Origin of the sequence: Empedobacter tilapiae (assembly GCF_004785645.1) — a bacterium.
GTDB classification, from domain to species: domain Bacteria; phylum Bacteroidota; class Bacteroidia; order Flavobacteriales; family Weeksellaceae; genus Empedobacter; species Empedobacter tilapiae.
The window spans coordinates 77,651-94,294 of the sequence record NZ_SRPE01000007.1; the positions used below are offsets into that span (position 1 = coordinate 77,651).

A 16,644-nucleotide genomic window follows, 5' to 3' on the forward strand; every position below is an offset into this window, starting at 1 on the left:
TCTATACGTTTTCTCCGTATTCAATCGCAGTTAAACGATTATCGATGAATTTCAAACCTGAAACTGTATCAAGAAAATCTGCTGGTGATTTTTTATCTAGAAAAACATTAGGTGTTGTTAGCCATTTTTCAAAATCATCTTTTGTATTAAAAACCTCCAATCCGTGCTTGTATAAAGAAATTAATAAAACAATATGCTCTTTTGTATTGTCTTTTAAAGAAACATCTTTCGTTTTGTAATTCCTATACGTACGTGTTGTAATATTTAACCAACTTGAGATTATTTCGTCTTTTAATGTTGATAGTTCATCAAGATATTGAATATATTTTTGATCAATATTATAACGATTTACATAAAAATAAACATTCGTAAAATCTCTTACTTCAGGAATTCCTTCAATAATTTGTTTGTATTCTTTTTGTTTTATAGTTGCCATAATCTAAAACTTTTACTAAAGTTATAATTTTTCCTATATAAAAAGGAATTTTTTCCTTAATATTTTATTTTTAAAATTTTAGCACAAAAAAAGAGGTTATAAAAATAACCTCTTTTAATATAATAATTCTTGATTTTTTATTTCAAAGATCCAACCATATCTTCTGGCTTCACCCACTCGTCAAATTGTTCAGCAGTTACATATCCCAATGCAATCGCAGTTTCTTTTAACGTTGAGTTATTTTTGTGAGCTGTTTGAGCAATTTCTGCAGCTTTGTAGTAACCAATTTTCGTATTAAGCGCTGTAACTAACATTAATGAATTATCTACTAATTCTTTGATACGTGAATAATTTGGCTCGATACCTTGCGCACAGTGCTCATCAAAAGAAACACAAGCATCTCCTAATAAACGTGCAGATTGTAAAAAGTTTGCAGCCATAACTGGTTTGAAAACATTCAATTCATAATGACCTTGAGTTCCTCCAATTGTAATTGTAACATCGTTACCCATAACTTGAGCAGCAACCATTGTTAACGCCTCACATTGAGTAGGATTTACTTTACCTGGCATGATAGAAGATCCTGGCTCGTTTTCTGGAATTATAATTTCTCCGATACCTGAACGAGGTCCAGAAGCTAACATACGAATATCATTCGCTATTTTATTTAAAGAAACAGCTAATTGTTTTAAAGCTCCGTGAGTTTCTACGATTGCATCGTGAGCAGCTAAAGCTTCGAATTTATTTTCTGCAGTTACAAAAGGATGACCTGTAAATTCAGCAATATATTTCGCAACAACTACATCGTATCCTTCTGGCGTGTTAAGACCTGTACCTACAGCTGTTCCACCTAAAGCAACTTCAGATAAATGCTCTAAAGTATTTCGCAATGCTTTCAAACCGTGATTTAACTGTGCAACATATCCAGAAATTTCTTGACCTAATGTTAATGGAGTTGCGTCCATTAAGTGTGTACGACCAATTTTTACGACAGATTTGAACTCTTCAGCTTTTTTAGCTAAAGTATCACGTAATTGCTCAACACCTGGAATTGTTACTTCTACAACAGCTTTGTAAGCTGCAATGTGCATTCCTGTTGGGAAAGTATCATTAGAAGACTGAGATTTATTAACGTCATCATTCGCTTTAAGAACTGGTTCACCTTCACCAATTTTGAATCCAGCTAAAACTTGTGCACGATTAGCAACAACTTCATTTACATTCATATTAGATTGAGTTCCAGAACCTGTTTGCCAAATTACTAAAGGAAATTGATCATCTAATTTTCCTGCTAAAATTTCATCACATACAGCAGCAATAGCATCACGTTTTTCAACTGGTAAAACACCTAATTCTGCATTTGCATAAGCAGCAGCTTTTTTTAAGTAAGCAAAACCTTCTACAATTTCGTGAGGCATAGAAGCCGCAGGACCAATTTTAAAGTTGTTACGAGAACGTTCCGTTTGAGCACCCCAATATTTATCTGCAGGAACTTTTACTTCCCCCATGGTGTCTTTCTCAATTCTGTATTCCATTTTGTATTTTTATTATTTATAATTTGTTTACTAATCTCACAAAATTAAGAAATCGTTTGATTAAAGAAAAGTGATTAATGTTAGTATTTCTATAAATTTTATTTACTAAGTTTGTATCACATAAAAATAAAATCATGATTCAATTTTTAGGTTTCTTATTATTCTTAGTAATCGCTTTATGCGGATTTTGGGGTATCATCTTTTTTGCTACGATGGCTATCTCTTGGATTCCATTTTGGATTGCGAATTTAAGAAAAGAAAAAGCAGGAATTGTAACAGCTGAAGATCCTCGCCCGATTTTACCAAATCAAGAAGGAATCACAGTATTATTCAAAAAATAATAAGCTGTTATTAAAAAATAAAAGAGACTTGACGAAGTCTCTTTTTTTATTCACTCAACTTTTGAGTCTTCTTCTGAGTTTCCTTCCAAATAATTTTTCAAACTAATTCGGATAATTTCTGTCCAACCAGCTTCAAAACTTTCGCGCGAGAAATTTTTATCATCAGGCGGAAAAGTTTCAATTCCTTCATGAATCACCGTTAATTTTGTTTGCGGAACAATTTCATCTGTTAATTCATCCAAAATAAATGTAACAATAGAATTTCCTTCGTAGACAGGATATTTCCACGTATAAGCTAATAATTTAGTCGGCTCTACTTCTACTATTTTACAATGATGTAAATACGATCCGCCATAAAATTCAAACTCAAATCCAACTTCTGGAACAAACTTCTCAATATCAAAATACCATTTATCAAAAGCAGCTTTTGTTGTTAAGGCATTCCACACTTTCTCAATTGAAACATCAAAAATTTCTACTATTTCTACAGGTTTTGCACTCATACTCTATTTTTTTATGATTTTGTTTAATTTACTAATTTTTTAATTATTATTTAAATTTAGCCCAAAATTTAATTGTTACATTTGCTATTGTAAAATTTTTAAAATGAAATTCAATAAGACTTTTTTAAGTGTTTTAGGATTATTTGCCGGTCTTTCGCTATATGCGCAACAAGAGGTTAGCCGTCCAAAACTAGTAGTTGGTATCGTTGTCGATCAAATGCGATGGGATTATTTATATCGTTACCAAGATAGATATTCTACAGGAGGTTTCAATCGTATGTTAAACGAAGGTTTCAGTAACGAAAACACCTATATTCCTTATATACCTACTTATACAGCTATTGGTCATAGTACTATTTATACGGGTTCTGTACCTGCTATTCATGGAATTGCTGGGAACGATTTTATCATTCAAGCAACAGGACAGGAAATGTATTGTACACAGGATGACGCTGTAAATGGAGTTGGAACAACTTCTAAGACTGGTAAAATGTCACCAAAAAATTTATTAACCTCTACTGTGACAGATCAATTAAAATTAGCGACAAATTTCCGTTCTAAAGTATTTGGAATTTCTTTAAAAGATCGTGGAGGAATATTACCTGCAGGTCATTTTGCGGATGCAGCTTTTTGGTTTGAAGGTGAATCAGGGAATTGGGTTTCGAGTTCATTTTATATGAAAGAATTACCAAAATGGTTACAAAAATTTAATGATAAAAAAATTGCTGAAAAATATTTAGATAAATGGAATACACTTTATCCAATTGATACCTATGTACAGAGTGAAAAAGATGGAAATCCATACCGCGAAAATTATAAAGGATTGGATAAAATGCAATTTCCTTATGATTTGAAAGCGTTGAAAAAAGACAATGGTTTAGGTTTGATTCGCTCTACTCCTTTCGGAAATTCGTTGACAAAAGATATCGCAATTGAAATTATTGATAACGAAAAATTAGGTCAAAACGAAAAAGGAATTACAGATTTCTTAGCGGTTAGTTTCTCTTCTACTGATTATGTTGGACATCAATTTTCACCAAATACAATCGAAACTGAAGACACCTATTTGCGTTTAGATAAAGACTTAGAACAATTATTTAATCATTTAGATCAAAAAGTTGGAAAAGGACAATATTTAGTTTTCTTAACTGCAGACCATGGAGGAGCTCATAATCCAAAGTATTTTCAAGATAAAAAAGGTAATGCAGGATACTTTCCAACTGGAGAAGTAAAAAAAGCATTGAACGCTAAATTACAAGAGAAATTCAAATCTACTGATATTGTACGCTCATTGACAAATTATCAGGTTCATTTGAATTACCAAACGATCGAACAAAATGAATTAGACGAAGAAGATATCAAAGAAGAAATCGTAAAATTTATGCAAAAAGTTGATGGCGTTTCTTTCGTAGCTGATATGGATAAAATTGGAGAAGCTTCTATTCCTGCAATTATCAAAGAACGAATGGTTAATGGTTTCAATCGTAAACGTAGCGGTGCTATTACTTATATTTTAGAACCACAATGGTACGGCGGAAAACAAAATGCTGGAGGAACAACGCACGGAACTTGGGGTTCTTACGATGCGCATATTCCTTTCGTTTTAATGGGATGGGGAATAAAACATGGTAAAAATAATAATCATGTTTATATGACAGATATCGCTCCTACCTTAGCTGCTTTATTACATATTGAAGAACCAAATGGAAACATTGGTAAACCCATTTCTGAAGTAATAAATTAAAAAAAAATATTTCTAAAAACGTAATCAGATTTGGTTACGTTTTTTTTTATGTTAACTAATTTTAATGAAGTAAAAAAGAAGTTATTAAAGAACTTATTTTAATTTTTAGTTGATTTGTATTGGAAAAATATGCTTAAAGTTAACTGAAATCATAACATTTCTAAAACTTATTGTATACGATATAGCACAATATTAGTAAAAGAGTATAATTATTTCCAATTAAATTTATAATTTTAGGCTATCTAAATATAAAATAATGAAAAAGAATTTTTTGAGTAAACTAACTTTGACATTATTCTCTACCAACCTACTTTTTTTATTAGCTCCAAAACTTGATGCATGCACAAGAGTTGTATACAAAGGACCTGAAAATACTATAATCACAGCTCGCTCTATGGATTGGAAAGATGAAATTGATGCAAACATCTGGATTTTCCCAAGAGGTCTTGATCGTTCTGGAAATGTTGGAAATTCTTCAGAAAAATGGACTTCTAAATATGGAAGTGTAATTACAAGTGCCTGGGATATTGCTACTACAGATGGTATAAACGAAAAAGGACTTGTTGCCAATGTTTTGTGGTTAGTAGAAAGTCAATATCCTAAGTTTGATCCTCAGGGAGTAAAACCAGGTATTACAATCGCAGCTTGGGCACAATATGTTTTAGATAATTATGCTACAGTGAAAGAAGCTGTCGAAGATTTAAGTAAAGAAAAATTTGTAATTGTTTCTGACTACATCCCGGGAACTCAAAAATTCACAACTCTACATCTTTCAATTTCTGATGCAAATGGAGATAATGCAATTTTCGAATATGTAAATGGTAAATTAAAAATACATCATGATTCTTCTTATACAGTAATGACTAATTCACCTATATTTGATCAACAATTAGCTATAAATCAATATTGGAAAGGTATTCCTGGAACCATTATGTTACCTGGCACTAACAGAGCTGCTGACCGATATGTAAGAGCTTCATATTATATTAATGCAATACCTCAGACAACAGATACTCGTATTTCTGTCGCAAGTGTTTTTAGTGTAATTAGAAATGTATCAGTTCCTTTAGGAATTTCGTCAGAAACAGAACCTAATATTTCATCTACAAGATGGAGATCAGTTTCTGATCACAAAAATCTTGTTTATTATTTTGAAACAACTAAAACTCCAAATACATTTTGGGTTGATTTGAAGAAAATTGATTTTAGTAAAAATGCAAAAACTAAACGATTAAGCGTGAGTAAAAATGAAACATATGCTGGTGAAACTTCACAGCTTTTTAGTATTACGAAACCATTTATATTTGTTGGAATTTAGATTAAATCATTTATTGCTTTTTTATTCAAAGTTCCTAACAATCAAATTTTAATATGACTGCCAATAAAAAACATTTTCTAACTATCTTATTATTGGTAGGTTCTATTGTAAAAGCACAACAATCGAATGATACAATTGATATTTCGATAAGACCTTACACTAGTTTGAGAGGTCATCTTGCTGTGCATGATAAAGTAATGGAGCTACAAGAAAACGCATCTCGTGCAGGACTTGAAATTAATCTAAAAAAAGGACGTATAGCGTTTGTAGCTGGTGTTGAACTTCAAATAAATATGTTCAAAGGAAATTCTTCGTTTAACGTTGATGGAAATTTAGATAGTGATCTTTTGACAATTGTTTCAGAACAAAAACAACAAGTTTTTGGAAATCGCTTAGGGTATTTAGGAATCGATTTGTCTAAATATGGTAAAATAACATTTGGTAAACAATGGAGTGTTTACCGAGATGTTACAGCTTATACAGATCGTTTTAATGTATTTGGAGGACGCGCTTCTGCAACTTTTACAGGAGGAACAGATGGGGGATTATTAGGAACAGGACGAGCAGATCAATCAATAATTTATAGAAATAAAATTAAGGCTTTTCAATTTGGTGCTCAAATCCAATCAAAAGGAGGAAATGATGATAAAATTATTGATGGTTTTGGTTTTTCAGCTCAACTAGAATTAAATCAAAATATTAGTATTGGAGCTGCATTTAACCGTGCTTTTATAGCGCAAAACTTAATTGATGATAATCATATCTTAGGTTTATCAGGACATCCAACTTTTTATTCAATTGGTTCAAAATATACGAGCAAACAATTTGATTTTAGTTTACTTGGAATTTTACAACAAAATGGAGATTTCACACCTATTTCATATCAATCTGAAAATATGATTAATCCTTCTTATGTTTTTGATGCAAAAGGTTTTGAGATAGTGTTGAAATATAAACTAAATAAATTTTCCGTTTTAGGAGGTTATAATTTATATGTTCCTGAAGCAAAGAAATCTGTTGAAAATATAATCATTGATAAAAATTTCAGACGAAGTGATTTGATTACCGGATTAGAATATTATCCGATGAAATATGTACAATTGTATACAGAACAGCGCATCTCCTTTGGAAAAAATTATGCTGGTAGAAAAGAACAAAATGTTTTTACATTGGGAATGAAACTAGATTTATCTAAGCAATTTAATACGAAACTAAAGCTATAATAAACCATAACTAATTTAACTTTTCTCTCTATTATTTGAAATAATTAATAAAACGAAACTTAAAAAATTATGTTTAACTTTTTTCAAAAAAGCACATTTTTAATTCTATTAGCATCAAGTACTCAAACTTTTGCGCAAGACACAATTCAACCAGATAATTCTTGGCGTTTTAAGGTGGAGCCAAATATGATGTTGCCACATATGAAAGGAAAAGCGAGTGTTTCTCTACTTCCGAATGTACATGTAAGTCAATCTCCATCAGATTTTTTTGAGCATTTGAAATTTGCTGGAATGTTAACTTTTGAAGCCGAAAACAAAGATTGGGTAATTACTTCTGATATTATTTACGCTTCTTTAGCTGCAAATGTAAAAAAAGATCCTTTGGTTTTGGATGGTAAATTAACAGCAAAACAATTCTCTTTTGAAGCAGGTTTATTGAGAAAAATTACACCTTGGTTAGAAGCTGGTATTAGTTTAAATCTTGTAAATATTAAATCTGGATTTGATGTAAATCTAATAAATCCAGTTTCTTTAAAACCAATGCATTTAGATCGTAGTATTTCTAAAACTTGGGTAGATCCAATGTTGGTTGCAAGAACAAGAAATTTACCAAACAAAAAATTTTTGTATAATGTTTCTGGAGAAATTGGAGGATTTGGAATCGGGTCAAAATTAGCATGGCAATTAGAAGGATTAGCTGGTTATCAATTCTCTAATTTATTCTACGCAATGGCGGGCTATCAAATCATAAGTATGGATTATGAAAAAGGAAGTAACAATTCCAACTTTGTTTATGATATGGATATGTTCGGACCAATGATAAAAGTTGGCTTTAACTTAAAATAATAACCTTAAAATAAATATATTATGAAAAAATTATTTGTATTATGTGCTTTTACGAGCATCTTATTCACAGCTTGCGAAAAAAAGACTGAAAGTACTCCTGCTACTGAAAATAAGTCATCACAGAAAATCGATGACTCTACTTCTCAATCTGCTTTAGATTGGAACGGAACTTATGAAGGAGTTATTCCTTGCGCTGATTGTGAAGGCATTAAAACAGAATTAACCTTAAATCAAGATAATACATATACCTTAACAGAGGAATATATCGATAAAAATCTAAAGGTTGAAAATCAAGGTAATATTACTTGGGCTGATGATGGTAATTCAATTTCTTTAAAAATGAAAGACGATGAATATAGACGTTATAAAGTTGGAGAAAATATTTTATTTCAATTAGATTTAGAAGGAAATGAAATTACTGGAGCTTTAGCACAAAATTATCAATTAAAGAAAAAATAAATCAGATAAATGTAGAAAACGTAACCAAATATGGTTGCGTTTTTTTACTTTTATAAAAAATAAACCAGAAATGACTTTCAATTCACCAATCATATCAGCACAAGAATTACAAGATAATTTGCATCTTAATAATTTAATTATTTTAGATTGTACGATTGATAAAGTTGGACAATCAATAAAAGATCAAGAATTAGAATTAATTCCGAATTCTATTTTCTTTGATTTGGAAGGAAAATTTTCTGATCATTCTTCGCAATTCCCTCATACACTTGTTGATAAAGAAACTTTCACAAAAGGAGCTCAAAATTTAGGTATTAATCAAGATTCTATCATCGTTTGCTATGATCGTTGGGGCGTTTATTCAAGTCCGAGAGTTTGGTGGATGTTCAAAGCAATGGGACACAATGAAATATATGTTTTAGATGGCGGATTACCTCTTTGGCAAGAGAATAATTTTGACACAACTTCTGGTTATTTTCAATCCACTATAAAAGGTAGCTTTATTACTGATTTTCAATCAAATTTGTTAGCCGACACACAAGTTATGTTAAATGCAATAAACGATGATTCGAAAATGATTATAGATGCACGATCAGAAGGGCGTTTCAAGGGCACTTCTCCTGAGCCAAGACAAGGTTTACGAAGCGGACATATTCCAACTTCTAAGAATTTATTTTTTGAAAATGTTTTAGCTGACACAACATACAAATCAAAAGAAGAATTGAAAGCAATTTTCGAAAAATTGACAGATTCATCCAAAGAAAACATTTTTTCGTGCGGTTCTGGAATTACAGCTTCTATCCTAGCCTTAGCTTCAACAATTGCAGGTTTTGATGAGGTAAAAGTTTACGATGGTTCTTGGTCAGAATGGGGCGCTGACGAAAATTTACCGATTGAGGAAAATTAATAGAAAACTTTATATAAAAAAGTCTGTAAGATATTTTTTCTTATCGCCATTTATCCATTTCAAAGCGAACAGAGAAAATATTAGAGTATAATCCCAAACCACTATTTCCAAAGTTTGTTAAAGCATAATCTATAGAAATACCTTTGTATTTAAAACCAACTCCCACATTTGGTTGAATTTGAGTTTTTTGTTTTCCATCAAATTGTTCAATTTTTTGTAAATTATTTAATCCTCCACGGACAAAAACCATATCATCATATCCCAATTCCATTCCAACTTGAGGTGAAATAGAGAACCCTTTTCCAGAAATTGCAGCATTAGTTTGTTGAAACTCTAGATTCATATCAACTTCTCCTAATAAAGACCAACGATCATTAAAATCAAATTTCTTTCCAATTCCGAATTGTAACTTTGGCATTGTCAACTCTATATTTTCTCCTGGTAAATCATTCAAAATAATAGGTTCACCTTCATTATTTGGTTCATCAACCGAAATTTCTTTGACCTTCTCTTTGTTAATACTCCACGCATTAAATGTTGTTGTAATATCTCTAGCCATTACACCAAAATACATTTTGTTATCTGTTCTATATTGTAATCCTAGGTCTATTCCAAAACCAAATCCTTGTGCAAATTTTCCTATATGACGATAAACTAATTTTGCATTTGCTCCAAATTGAATATTTTTATTATTGAATACATTCCCAGCATAAGACATTGTTAAAGCATAATCTGCTGTCGAAAATTTAGAAATTTTATCGTAATTAATATTACCTTGATTATCAATCAACTCTGTTGTATTGAGAATATCATCTACACCAAAACGCATTAATGAAAAAGCAATTGTAGAATTACTCTCTCTCAACGGTATAGCAACTGCTGCATAGTCAAATTTTGCAATTGACTGAAAATATTCAGCATGCATCGCTGAAGCTTCCCAATCGTAAGTAATTTCTGTTAATCCAGCAGGATTCCAATAACTTGCATTTGCATTTCCAATATTTGCAACAACTGCATTTCCCATTGCAAACGAACGAGCATCTGCACCAATATTCAAAAACTCGTTAGAGTATTTACGTCCAGTTTGAGAAAAAGCTAATTGACTTGCACAGACAGATAATAAAAGTAATGTTTTTTTCAAAATTGATTAATTACGATATAAAAACTCAAAATTAGTGGTTTTATTGTGTCTAAAAAGGATTCAGATTAATTTTTGTTTGTACTTTTGTGATGAAAAATTCATTTATGAAATTATTTACAATTCCAAATTTTCTAACACTACTTAATCTTTCATGTGGTGTATTATCAGCCATTTTCATGATTTCGAGCAATGCTCAAATCACAACTACCACAGTTACAATTGTGATGGTTTTGATGTTGATTTCATTAGTTGCTGATTTTTTGGACGGAATGGTTGCACGACTAATGAATATTGGTAGCCCGATTGGAAAAGAATTGGATTCTTTGGCAGATTGTATTTCGTTTGGTGTTGTACCAGGATTGATGTTATTTTCGATGTTTAATCATTTTTCAACTGATTTTATTTATGAAAATGAGAATTTAAAAATTGCTGCAATTTCATTATTTGCCTTTTTAGTTCCTGCTTTTTCAGCCTTACGTTTGGCAAAATTTAATTTAGATGAAGATCAAGCAACGTATTTCAAAGGTTTGGCAACGCCATCAAATACCTTATTTATTTTCTCATTATTTTCAATCTATTACAATAATGGACAAATTGTAAATCCATCTGTTGATCCGTATTTATTAATTGCCGTTTCTATTGTATTTAGTGTTTTATTAATTGTAGATTTACCATTATTTGCCTTAAAATTTAAAGGATTGAGTTGGGCAGAAAATTATTATAAATACATTTTCTTAATCATTACATTAGGTTTAGTGGCTTGGTTGCAAGTTGCAGCAATTCCACTAATCATCTTATTGTACATCATCATCTCAATCATTTTCAGAAAAGAAATTACAAAATGAAATTAACTAAAAATATCTGTTTCTTTGATTTAGAAACAACAGGAACTAATGTTTCAAAAGATCGAATCGTTGAAATCTCTATTGTGAAAGCATTTACAGATGGATCGAAAGAAGTAAAAACTTGGAAAGTTAATCCAGGAATTCCAATTCCACCAGAAACAACTTTAATTCACGGAATTTCTGACGAAGATGTTGCTGATGCGCCATCTTTCAAAGAACTTGCACCTGCGATTATGGAAATGATTAAAGATTCTGATTTAGCTGGATACAATTCAAATCGCTTTGATATTCCGCTTCTAGCAGAAGAATTGTTGCGTAATGGTTTTGATTTCGATTTGTCAAAACATCGTCCAATTGATGTTCAAGTGATTTATCATAAAATGGAACCTCGCAATTTGAGCGCAGCTTATAAGTATTATTGTGATAAAGATCTGATTGATGCTCATTCTGCTGAAGCTGATACAATTGCAACTTACGAAGTCTTAATGGCACAAATCGAGAAATATGATGAACTTGAAAATGATAATAAATTTTTAAGTGAATTTTCTTCTCAACGCAAAACGGCTGATTTAGCTGGATTTATTCAGTATAATGATAAAGACCAAGAAATTATTTCATTTGGAAAATACAAAGGACAAGTTGTGACGGATATTTTTGCAAAAGATCCAGGTTATTATGCGTGGATTCAGAATGCAGATTTTCCTTTATATACAAAGAAAGTTTTTACTCGCATCAAATTACAAAACGGTTTTTAAGCGATGAAAATAATTTGTGTCGGACGAAATTACGTCGAACATGCAAAAGAATTAAATAATCTAATTCCAGAATCGCCTATGTTTTTTATGAAACCAGATTCGGCTATTTTGAGAAAGGGTTTTCCTTTTGTAATTCCAAGTTTTACGAAAGAAGTTCATTTCGAAACTGAGATTGTAATTAAAATTGATCGAGTTGGTAAGATGATTCAACCTCAATTTGCAGATCGTTATTTTTCAGAAATCGGTTTAGGAATTGATTTCACCGCGAGAGATGTACAACAAGAATTGAAAGAAAAACGTTTTCCTTGGGAAATTGCAAAAGCTTTTGATGGTTCTGCATTTGCTTCGGATTTCTATCCAAAAGAAAATTTTGATTTAGAGAATTTAGCATTCAAATTAGATCGAAATGGAGAAAATGTGCAAACAGGAAATTCAAAAGATATGATTTTTCATATCAACACGTTAATTGCTGAATGTTCTAAATATTTTACCTTGAAAAAAGGTGACTTAATTTTTACAGGAACGCCAGCAGGAGTTTCAAAAATCAATTCAAAAGACACTTTAGAAGGTTATTTGAATGATGAAAAAGTATTCGAAATAAAAGTATTATAAAAAAAGCGTTACAATTTGTAACGCTTTTTTTATTTTAAATTCTTAATAAAATTTGCGTTTATAGAATTAAAATCATCCACAATTTTATTAGCCTTTTCAATATTTTGTTGTTTAGAGTTTAAACTTTTATAACCCAAACAATATAAATTGGCACAAAAAGCCGCTTCAACTCCATTTTTACTATCTTCTATTACAATACATTCTGAATGTTCTGATTTGGCTAAATCTGCCGCATGAAGGAAAATTGCAGGATCAGGTTTCGATTTAGGAAAGTTTTCCCCAGAAATTTTATGCGAAAAATATTGATTCAAATTAAAACGATTAAAAACACGATCAATCGTACTTTTAGAAGCTGAAGATGCTAAAATCATTTCTATTTCATTTTCATATAAATCTTTAATCAAGTCTTCAACTCCATCTATCAAATACAAATCTGGTTTTGTATCAAAAGCTTCGTTAAATATTGCACGTTTTCCTAAGACTAAATCATTTACATCATCTTTCAAATCAAATTTATTCTTCAAAATTTGATAAACATTTTTAGTTGATTGTCCTGTAAACGTTGCAAATAATTCATCTGTAACGGGAATATTTAATTCTTTATAATGTTCGAAATAAGCGTATTTGTGCACTGGTTCTGTATCCACAATTACGCCGTCCATGTCAAAGATAACGGTCTTAATCATTGTTTTATTTGTTTGTACAAAAATAACTGATTTAAAAATAATCAATAAAAAAGTAAACACTTTAGAATTGTTTTAAACTAACCATGTAACTCACTGATTAATTGCATTAAACATATTTGAAAATAATTTTCGAAGTGTTAAAATTTAACACTAAAGTAACATTTGCACGCTTTTTGTAAAATTCATAAATAACAAAATTAGAATTGAAAAAATTATAAAATGAAAAAAGTATTATTAGTTGCTGTAATGGCATTAGGAATTTCTCAGGTGAATGCTCAAAACTATAAAAATGCTTTAGGTGTTGTTGTAGATTTAGGAGATGGAGAGACACTTGTAGGTCCACAATTTAAACATTCTTTTGATGGTAAAAATGCTGGTAATATACAAGTAATGTTTGGAGATCATATTACAGTTTTAGGTGCAGATTATACATATAATCAACCTTTTTCTGGTACAAATGGATTAGGATGGTATGTAGGTGTTGGTCCTCAATTATCTTTTGTTGATGGAGGAAAATTTGAAGATAAAACATATTTTGCTATTCGTCCACAAGCAGGTTTAGAATATAAAATTCCATCTGCACCTTTGGCTTTACATTTTGATTGGAAACCTTGGTGGAATTTGACAAATGATTCTAACTTCGAAGCTGGTCGTTTTTCATTAGGATTTAAATATACTTTTAACTAATAAAAATTGAATATAAGATAAGCCGCTCAATTGAGCGGCTTATCTTATATAAGTAAAATCATAAAATCTTATTTAAAATTAATTTTATTCCTATCAATTAATCATTATTTTTGAATGATATTGTATTTTGAATTTTATCTAAGACTAATTATAGATTTATAATCAGATTTGATTTTTCAAGATATAATTCCGAATTTTAACTTATTATTAGATTTAATAACATTTATAGAAAATGAAACAATTAATTGGGACGGGAGTTGCTTTGGTTACACCTTTTCAACAAGATGGTACAGTAGATTATATTGCTTTAGAAAAATTAGTAAACTATAGTATCGATGGTGGTGTTGAATATTTAGTTATTTTAGGAACTACTGCAGAAGCAGCTACACTTACAAAAGATGAAAAGAAACAAGTAATTGAAACAATAAAGAAGGCTAATGCTAATCGTGTTCCTATGGTTTTAGGTATTGGAGGAAACAATACAGCAGAAGTTATTAAAGAATATGAGGAAACAGATTTGAATGATTATATCGCTATTCTTACTGTTTCTCCTTATTATAATAAGCCAAATCAAGAAGGAATTTACCAACACTATAAAGCGATTGCAGAAAGTACTGAAGCGAATATTATTTTGTACAATGTTCCTGGTAGAACAGGTTCTAATATCGCTCCAGAAACAACAATTCGTTTAGCAAATGATTTTAAAAATATAGTTGCTATTAAAGAAGCATCACCAAATTTTTTACAATCAACAGATATTATTAGAATGAATACTCGCAAAGATTTTAATATTATTTCTGGTGATGATGAATTTGCTTTACCAATGACTCTAGCAGGAGGTTCTGGTGTAATTTCTGTAATTGGACAAGGTATTCCTACCGTCTTTACAGATATGATTCGTAAAGCAATAAATAAAGAAATAGACTCTGCTTATTCTGCTCATTATAAAATCGTAGAAATTACACGTGCTATTTTCGAGGAAGGAAATCCTTGTGGAATAAAAGCTGTTTTAGATAACAAAGGAATTTGTAAACCATTTACAAGATTACCATTAATTGCTGCATCAGCTAATTTAACAACTAAAATCAACCAATTATTATCAAACATCTAAAAAATAAAAATTATGATAAAAGATATTGTATTAAATGCTTTAAATAAACAAATAAAATTAGAAGGAGACTCATCTCAATTATATTTAGCTATGGCTTCTTGGGCTGAAGTAAAAGGATTAGAAGGTACTGCAAACTTCTTGTATACTCATGCTGATGAAGAACGTATGCATATGTTAAAACTAATTAAATTCATTAACGAAAGAGGTGGAAAAGCATTTGTTCCTCAAATCGAAGAACCTAAACAAGATTTTTCTACATTAAAAGATATTTTTACAGCGATTTTAAAACATGAAATGTTCGTATCTGAATCAATTAATGAGATTGTAGGTTTAACATTAGAAGAGAGAGATTATTCTACACACAATTTTTTACAATGGTATGTATCTGAGCAAATTGAAGAAGAAAAGTTAGCTCGAAACATCTTAGATAAATTGGAAATGATTGGTTCTGACAAAGGAGGATTATATCTATTTGATCGCGACATTGTTACATTAAGTGTTGACGCAACAGCGGAATAAATCAAAACTTTGATATTTTATTAAGAGGATAAGAATAATTTTTTTTATACTTTAGTCCTCAAATTTTATTAAATTTGCAGAATGTTTAAAAAACTAAGCTTACTAGTTTTAATTGGAGCTTCATTAGTGTCTTGTAATAAGACCTATAACAAAGCGATGAAAAGTACAGATAAAGATGAGATCTTTATATTGGCGACACAGTTATATCAAAATGGTAAATATGACTTAGCAAATGAGTTGTATGAAAAAATATCAACATCTTTTGTTGGAACAGAAAAAGCAGCTGATATTGCTTATAATATGGCTCAAGGTAATTTTAATGAAAAAAGTTATCGTCTAGCTGGTCATCAATTTAAAAGTTTTGCAGGAGCATATCCAATGGATAGTCGTGCTGAAGAATCATTATTTAAATCTGCTTTTTCATATTACAAAGATTCACCAAAATATGACTTGGATCAAACAAGTACATACACAGCTATTAATGAATTACAAGGATTTATTAATTCTTATCCTGAATCTTCGCATGTTTCAGATGCAAATAATTACATTACAGAGCTTAGACAGAAATTAGAAATGAAGTCTTTTGAAATTTCAAAAGTTTATTATAAAACAATGAAATATAAGGCTGCAGGAGTGTCTTTCGACAATATGATTGATGAATATCCAGATTCTAAATTTAGAGAAGAAGCTATGATGTACTCTTTACGTTCCAAAGCTGAATTAGCTTTGAATTTTTCGCGTTTAGAGAATAAAGACTTACGTCTTCAGGACGCTAGAACTCAGTATCTATTATTAAAAAGATATTATCCAGAAACAAAATTTAAAAGCGAAGCTGATAAATTAATGGAAAAAATTGATAAAGATATAGCTGAAACTAAAAAAACATTGGTAAATTTAGAAGAAGCACGTATAAAAGTTGAAGCAGAAAATGCTAAAACATTAAAAAAAGAAAATAAATAGTAAAATAAATATAATT

General features: G+C 30.3%; 19 protein-coding genes. 14 read left to right on the forward strand and 5 right to left on the reverse strand.

Annotation, left to right across the window (positions count from 1 at the left end; genetic code table 11):
* Window position 1: 1 nt before the first annotated feature.
* Together E4J94_RS10895 and fumC are read right to left on the reverse strand one after the other, a co-directional pair.
* Window positions 2-436, reverse strand: a complete 435-nt coding sequence (locus E4J94_RS10895) for an antitoxin Xre/MbcA/ParS toxin-binding domain-containing protein (protein WP_135835838.1) — start codon at window positions 434-436, stop codon at window positions 2-4.
* Window positions 437-573: 137 nt separating this feature from the next.
* Window positions 574-1,971 (reverse strand): class II fumarate hydratase, encoded by a 1,398-nt coding sequence (gene fumC / locus E4J94_RS10900; protein WP_135835839.1) that lies wholly within the window; start codon window positions 1,969-1,971, stop codon window positions 574-576.
* A 134-nt stretch (window positions 1,972-2,105) separates the two neighbouring features.
* Here fumC and E4J94_RS10905 point away from each other — a divergent pair, with 134 nt between their 5' ends.
* Window positions 2,106-2,312 (forward strand): hypothetical protein, encoded by a 207-nt coding sequence (locus E4J94_RS10905; RefSeq protein WP_135835840.1) that lies wholly within the window; start codon window positions 2,106-2,108, stop codon window positions 2,310-2,312.
* Window positions 2,313-2,362: 50 nt separating this feature from the next.
* On the opposite strand, the gene E4J94_RS10910 is transcribed toward E4J94_RS10905, so the two are convergent.
* Window positions 2,363-2,815: an SRPBCC family protein gene (locus E4J94_RS10910; RefSeq protein ID WP_135835841.1), complete on the reverse strand. Its 453-nt coding sequence runs from the start codon at window positions 2,813-2,815 to the stop codon at window positions 2,363-2,365.
* Between the two features lie 103 nt (window positions 2,816-2,918).
* Between E4J94_RS10910 and pafA the strand changes: the two genes are divergently transcribed.
* The 6 genes from pafA to E4J94_RS10940 all read left to right on the forward strand — a co-directional run bounded on the left by pafA (window position 2,919) and on the right by E4J94_RS10940 (window position 9,312).
* Window positions 2,919-4,559 (forward strand): alkaline phosphatase PafA, encoded by a 1,641-nt coding sequence (gene pafA, locus E4J94_RS10915; RefSeq protein WP_135835842.1) that lies wholly within the window; start codon window positions 2,919-2,921, stop codon window positions 4,557-4,559.
* A gap of 256 nt (window positions 4,560-4,815) precedes the next feature.
* Complete coding sequence (locus E4J94_RS10920; protein WP_135835843.1) at window positions 4,816-5,877, forward strand: linear amide C-N hydrolase; 1,062 nt, start codon at window positions 4,816-4,818, stop codon at window positions 5,875-5,877.
* Between the two features lie 53 nt (window positions 5,878-5,930).
* Window positions 5,931-7,100: a porin gene (locus E4J94_RS10925; RefSeq protein ID WP_246034307.1), complete on the forward strand. Its 1,170-nt coding sequence runs from the start codon at window positions 5,931-5,933 to the stop codon at window positions 7,098-7,100.
* A 69-nt stretch (window positions 7,101-7,169) separates the two neighbouring features.
* Window positions 7,170-7,946, forward strand: coding sequence for a hypothetical protein (locus E4J94_RS10930; protein WP_135835844.1), 777 nt, complete (start codon window positions 7,170-7,172; stop codon window positions 7,944-7,946).
* A gap of 21 nt (window positions 7,947-7,967) precedes the next feature.
* Window positions 7,968-8,405 carry a copper resistance protein NlpE gene (locus tag E4J94_RS10935; protein WP_135835845.1) on the forward strand — a complete coding sequence of 146 codons (438 nt, stop codon included), beginning with the start codon at window positions 7,968-7,970 and terminating at the stop codon, window positions 8,403-8,405.
* 70 nt (window positions 8,406-8,475) lie between these two features.
* Entirely contained in the window at window positions 8,476-9,312 is an 837-nt protein-coding gene (locus E4J94_RS10940; protein ID WP_135835846.1) for a sulfurtransferase, read from the forward strand.
* A 40-nt stretch (window positions 9,313-9,352) separates the two neighbouring features.
* Here E4J94_RS10940 and E4J94_RS10945 read toward each other — a convergent pair whose 3' ends face one another.
* Window positions 9,353-10,453: a putative type IX sorting system protein PorV2 gene (locus E4J94_RS10945; protein ID WP_246034308.1), complete on the reverse strand. Its 1,101-nt coding sequence runs from the start codon at window positions 10,451-10,453 to the stop codon at window positions 9,353-9,355.
* A gap of 104 nt (window positions 10,454-10,557) precedes the next feature.
* Here E4J94_RS10945 and E4J94_RS10950 point away from each other — a divergent pair, with 104 nt between their 5' ends.
* Genes E4J94_RS10950 through E4J94_RS10960 form a run of 3 tightly spaced genes read left to right on the forward strand, consistent with a single transcriptional unit; the run spans window position 10,558 to window position 12,665 of the window.
* Entirely contained in the window at window positions 10,558-11,298 is a 741-nt protein-coding gene (locus tag E4J94_RS10950; protein ID WP_246034309.1) for a CDP-alcohol phosphatidyltransferase family protein, read from the forward strand.
* Window positions 11,295-12,053, forward strand: a complete 759-nt coding sequence (locus tag E4J94_RS10955; protein ID WP_135835848.1) for a 3'-5' exonuclease — start codon at window positions 11,295-11,297, stop codon at window positions 12,051-12,053. The genes E4J94_RS10950 and E4J94_RS10955 overlap by 4 nt, the downstream gene beginning before the upstream one ends.
* Before the next feature lie 3 nt (window positions 12,054-12,056).
* On the forward strand, window positions 12,057-12,665 hold the full coding sequence (locus E4J94_RS10960) for a fumarylacetoacetate hydrolase family protein (protein ID WP_135835849.1): 609 nt from the start codon (window positions 12,057-12,059) through the stop codon (window positions 12,663-12,665).
* Window positions 12,666-12,694: 29 nt separating this feature from the next.
* Here E4J94_RS10960 and E4J94_RS10965 read toward each other — a convergent pair whose 3' ends face one another.
* Window positions 12,695-13,351 carry an HAD family hydrolase gene (locus E4J94_RS10965; protein ID WP_135835850.1) on the reverse strand — a complete coding sequence of 219 codons (657 nt, stop codon included), beginning with the start codon at window positions 13,349-13,351 and terminating at the stop codon, window positions 12,695-12,697.
* A 219-nt stretch (window positions 13,352-13,570) separates the two neighbouring features.
* On the opposite strand from E4J94_RS10965, the gene E4J94_RS10970 reads away from it, so the two are divergent.
* The 4 genes from E4J94_RS10970 (at window position 13,571) to E4J94_RS10985 (ending at window position 16,628) form a co-directional block, all read left to right on the forward strand.
* Window positions 13,571-14,038, forward strand: coding sequence for a hypothetical protein (locus E4J94_RS10970; RefSeq protein ID WP_135835851.1), 468 nt, complete (start codon window positions 13,571-13,573; stop codon window positions 14,036-14,038).
* 232 nt (window positions 14,039-14,270) lie between these two features.
* On the forward strand, window positions 14,271-15,149 hold the full coding sequence (dapA, locus tag E4J94_RS10975) for a 4-hydroxy-tetrahydrodipicolinate synthase (RefSeq protein ID WP_135835852.1): 879 nt from the start codon (window positions 14,271-14,273) through the stop codon (window positions 15,147-15,149).
* A 12-nt stretch (window positions 15,150-15,161) separates the two neighbouring features.
* Window positions 15,162-15,668, forward strand: coding sequence for a ferritin (locus E4J94_RS10980; protein ID WP_135835853.1), 507 nt, complete (start codon window positions 15,162-15,164; stop codon window positions 15,666-15,668).
* 81 nt (window positions 15,669-15,749) lie between these two features.
* Entirely contained in the window at window positions 15,750-16,628 is an 879-nt protein-coding gene (locus E4J94_RS10985) for an outer membrane protein assembly factor BamD (protein ID WP_135835854.1), read from the forward strand.
* The last annotated feature ends 16 nt before the right edge of the window (window positions 16,629-16,644 follow it).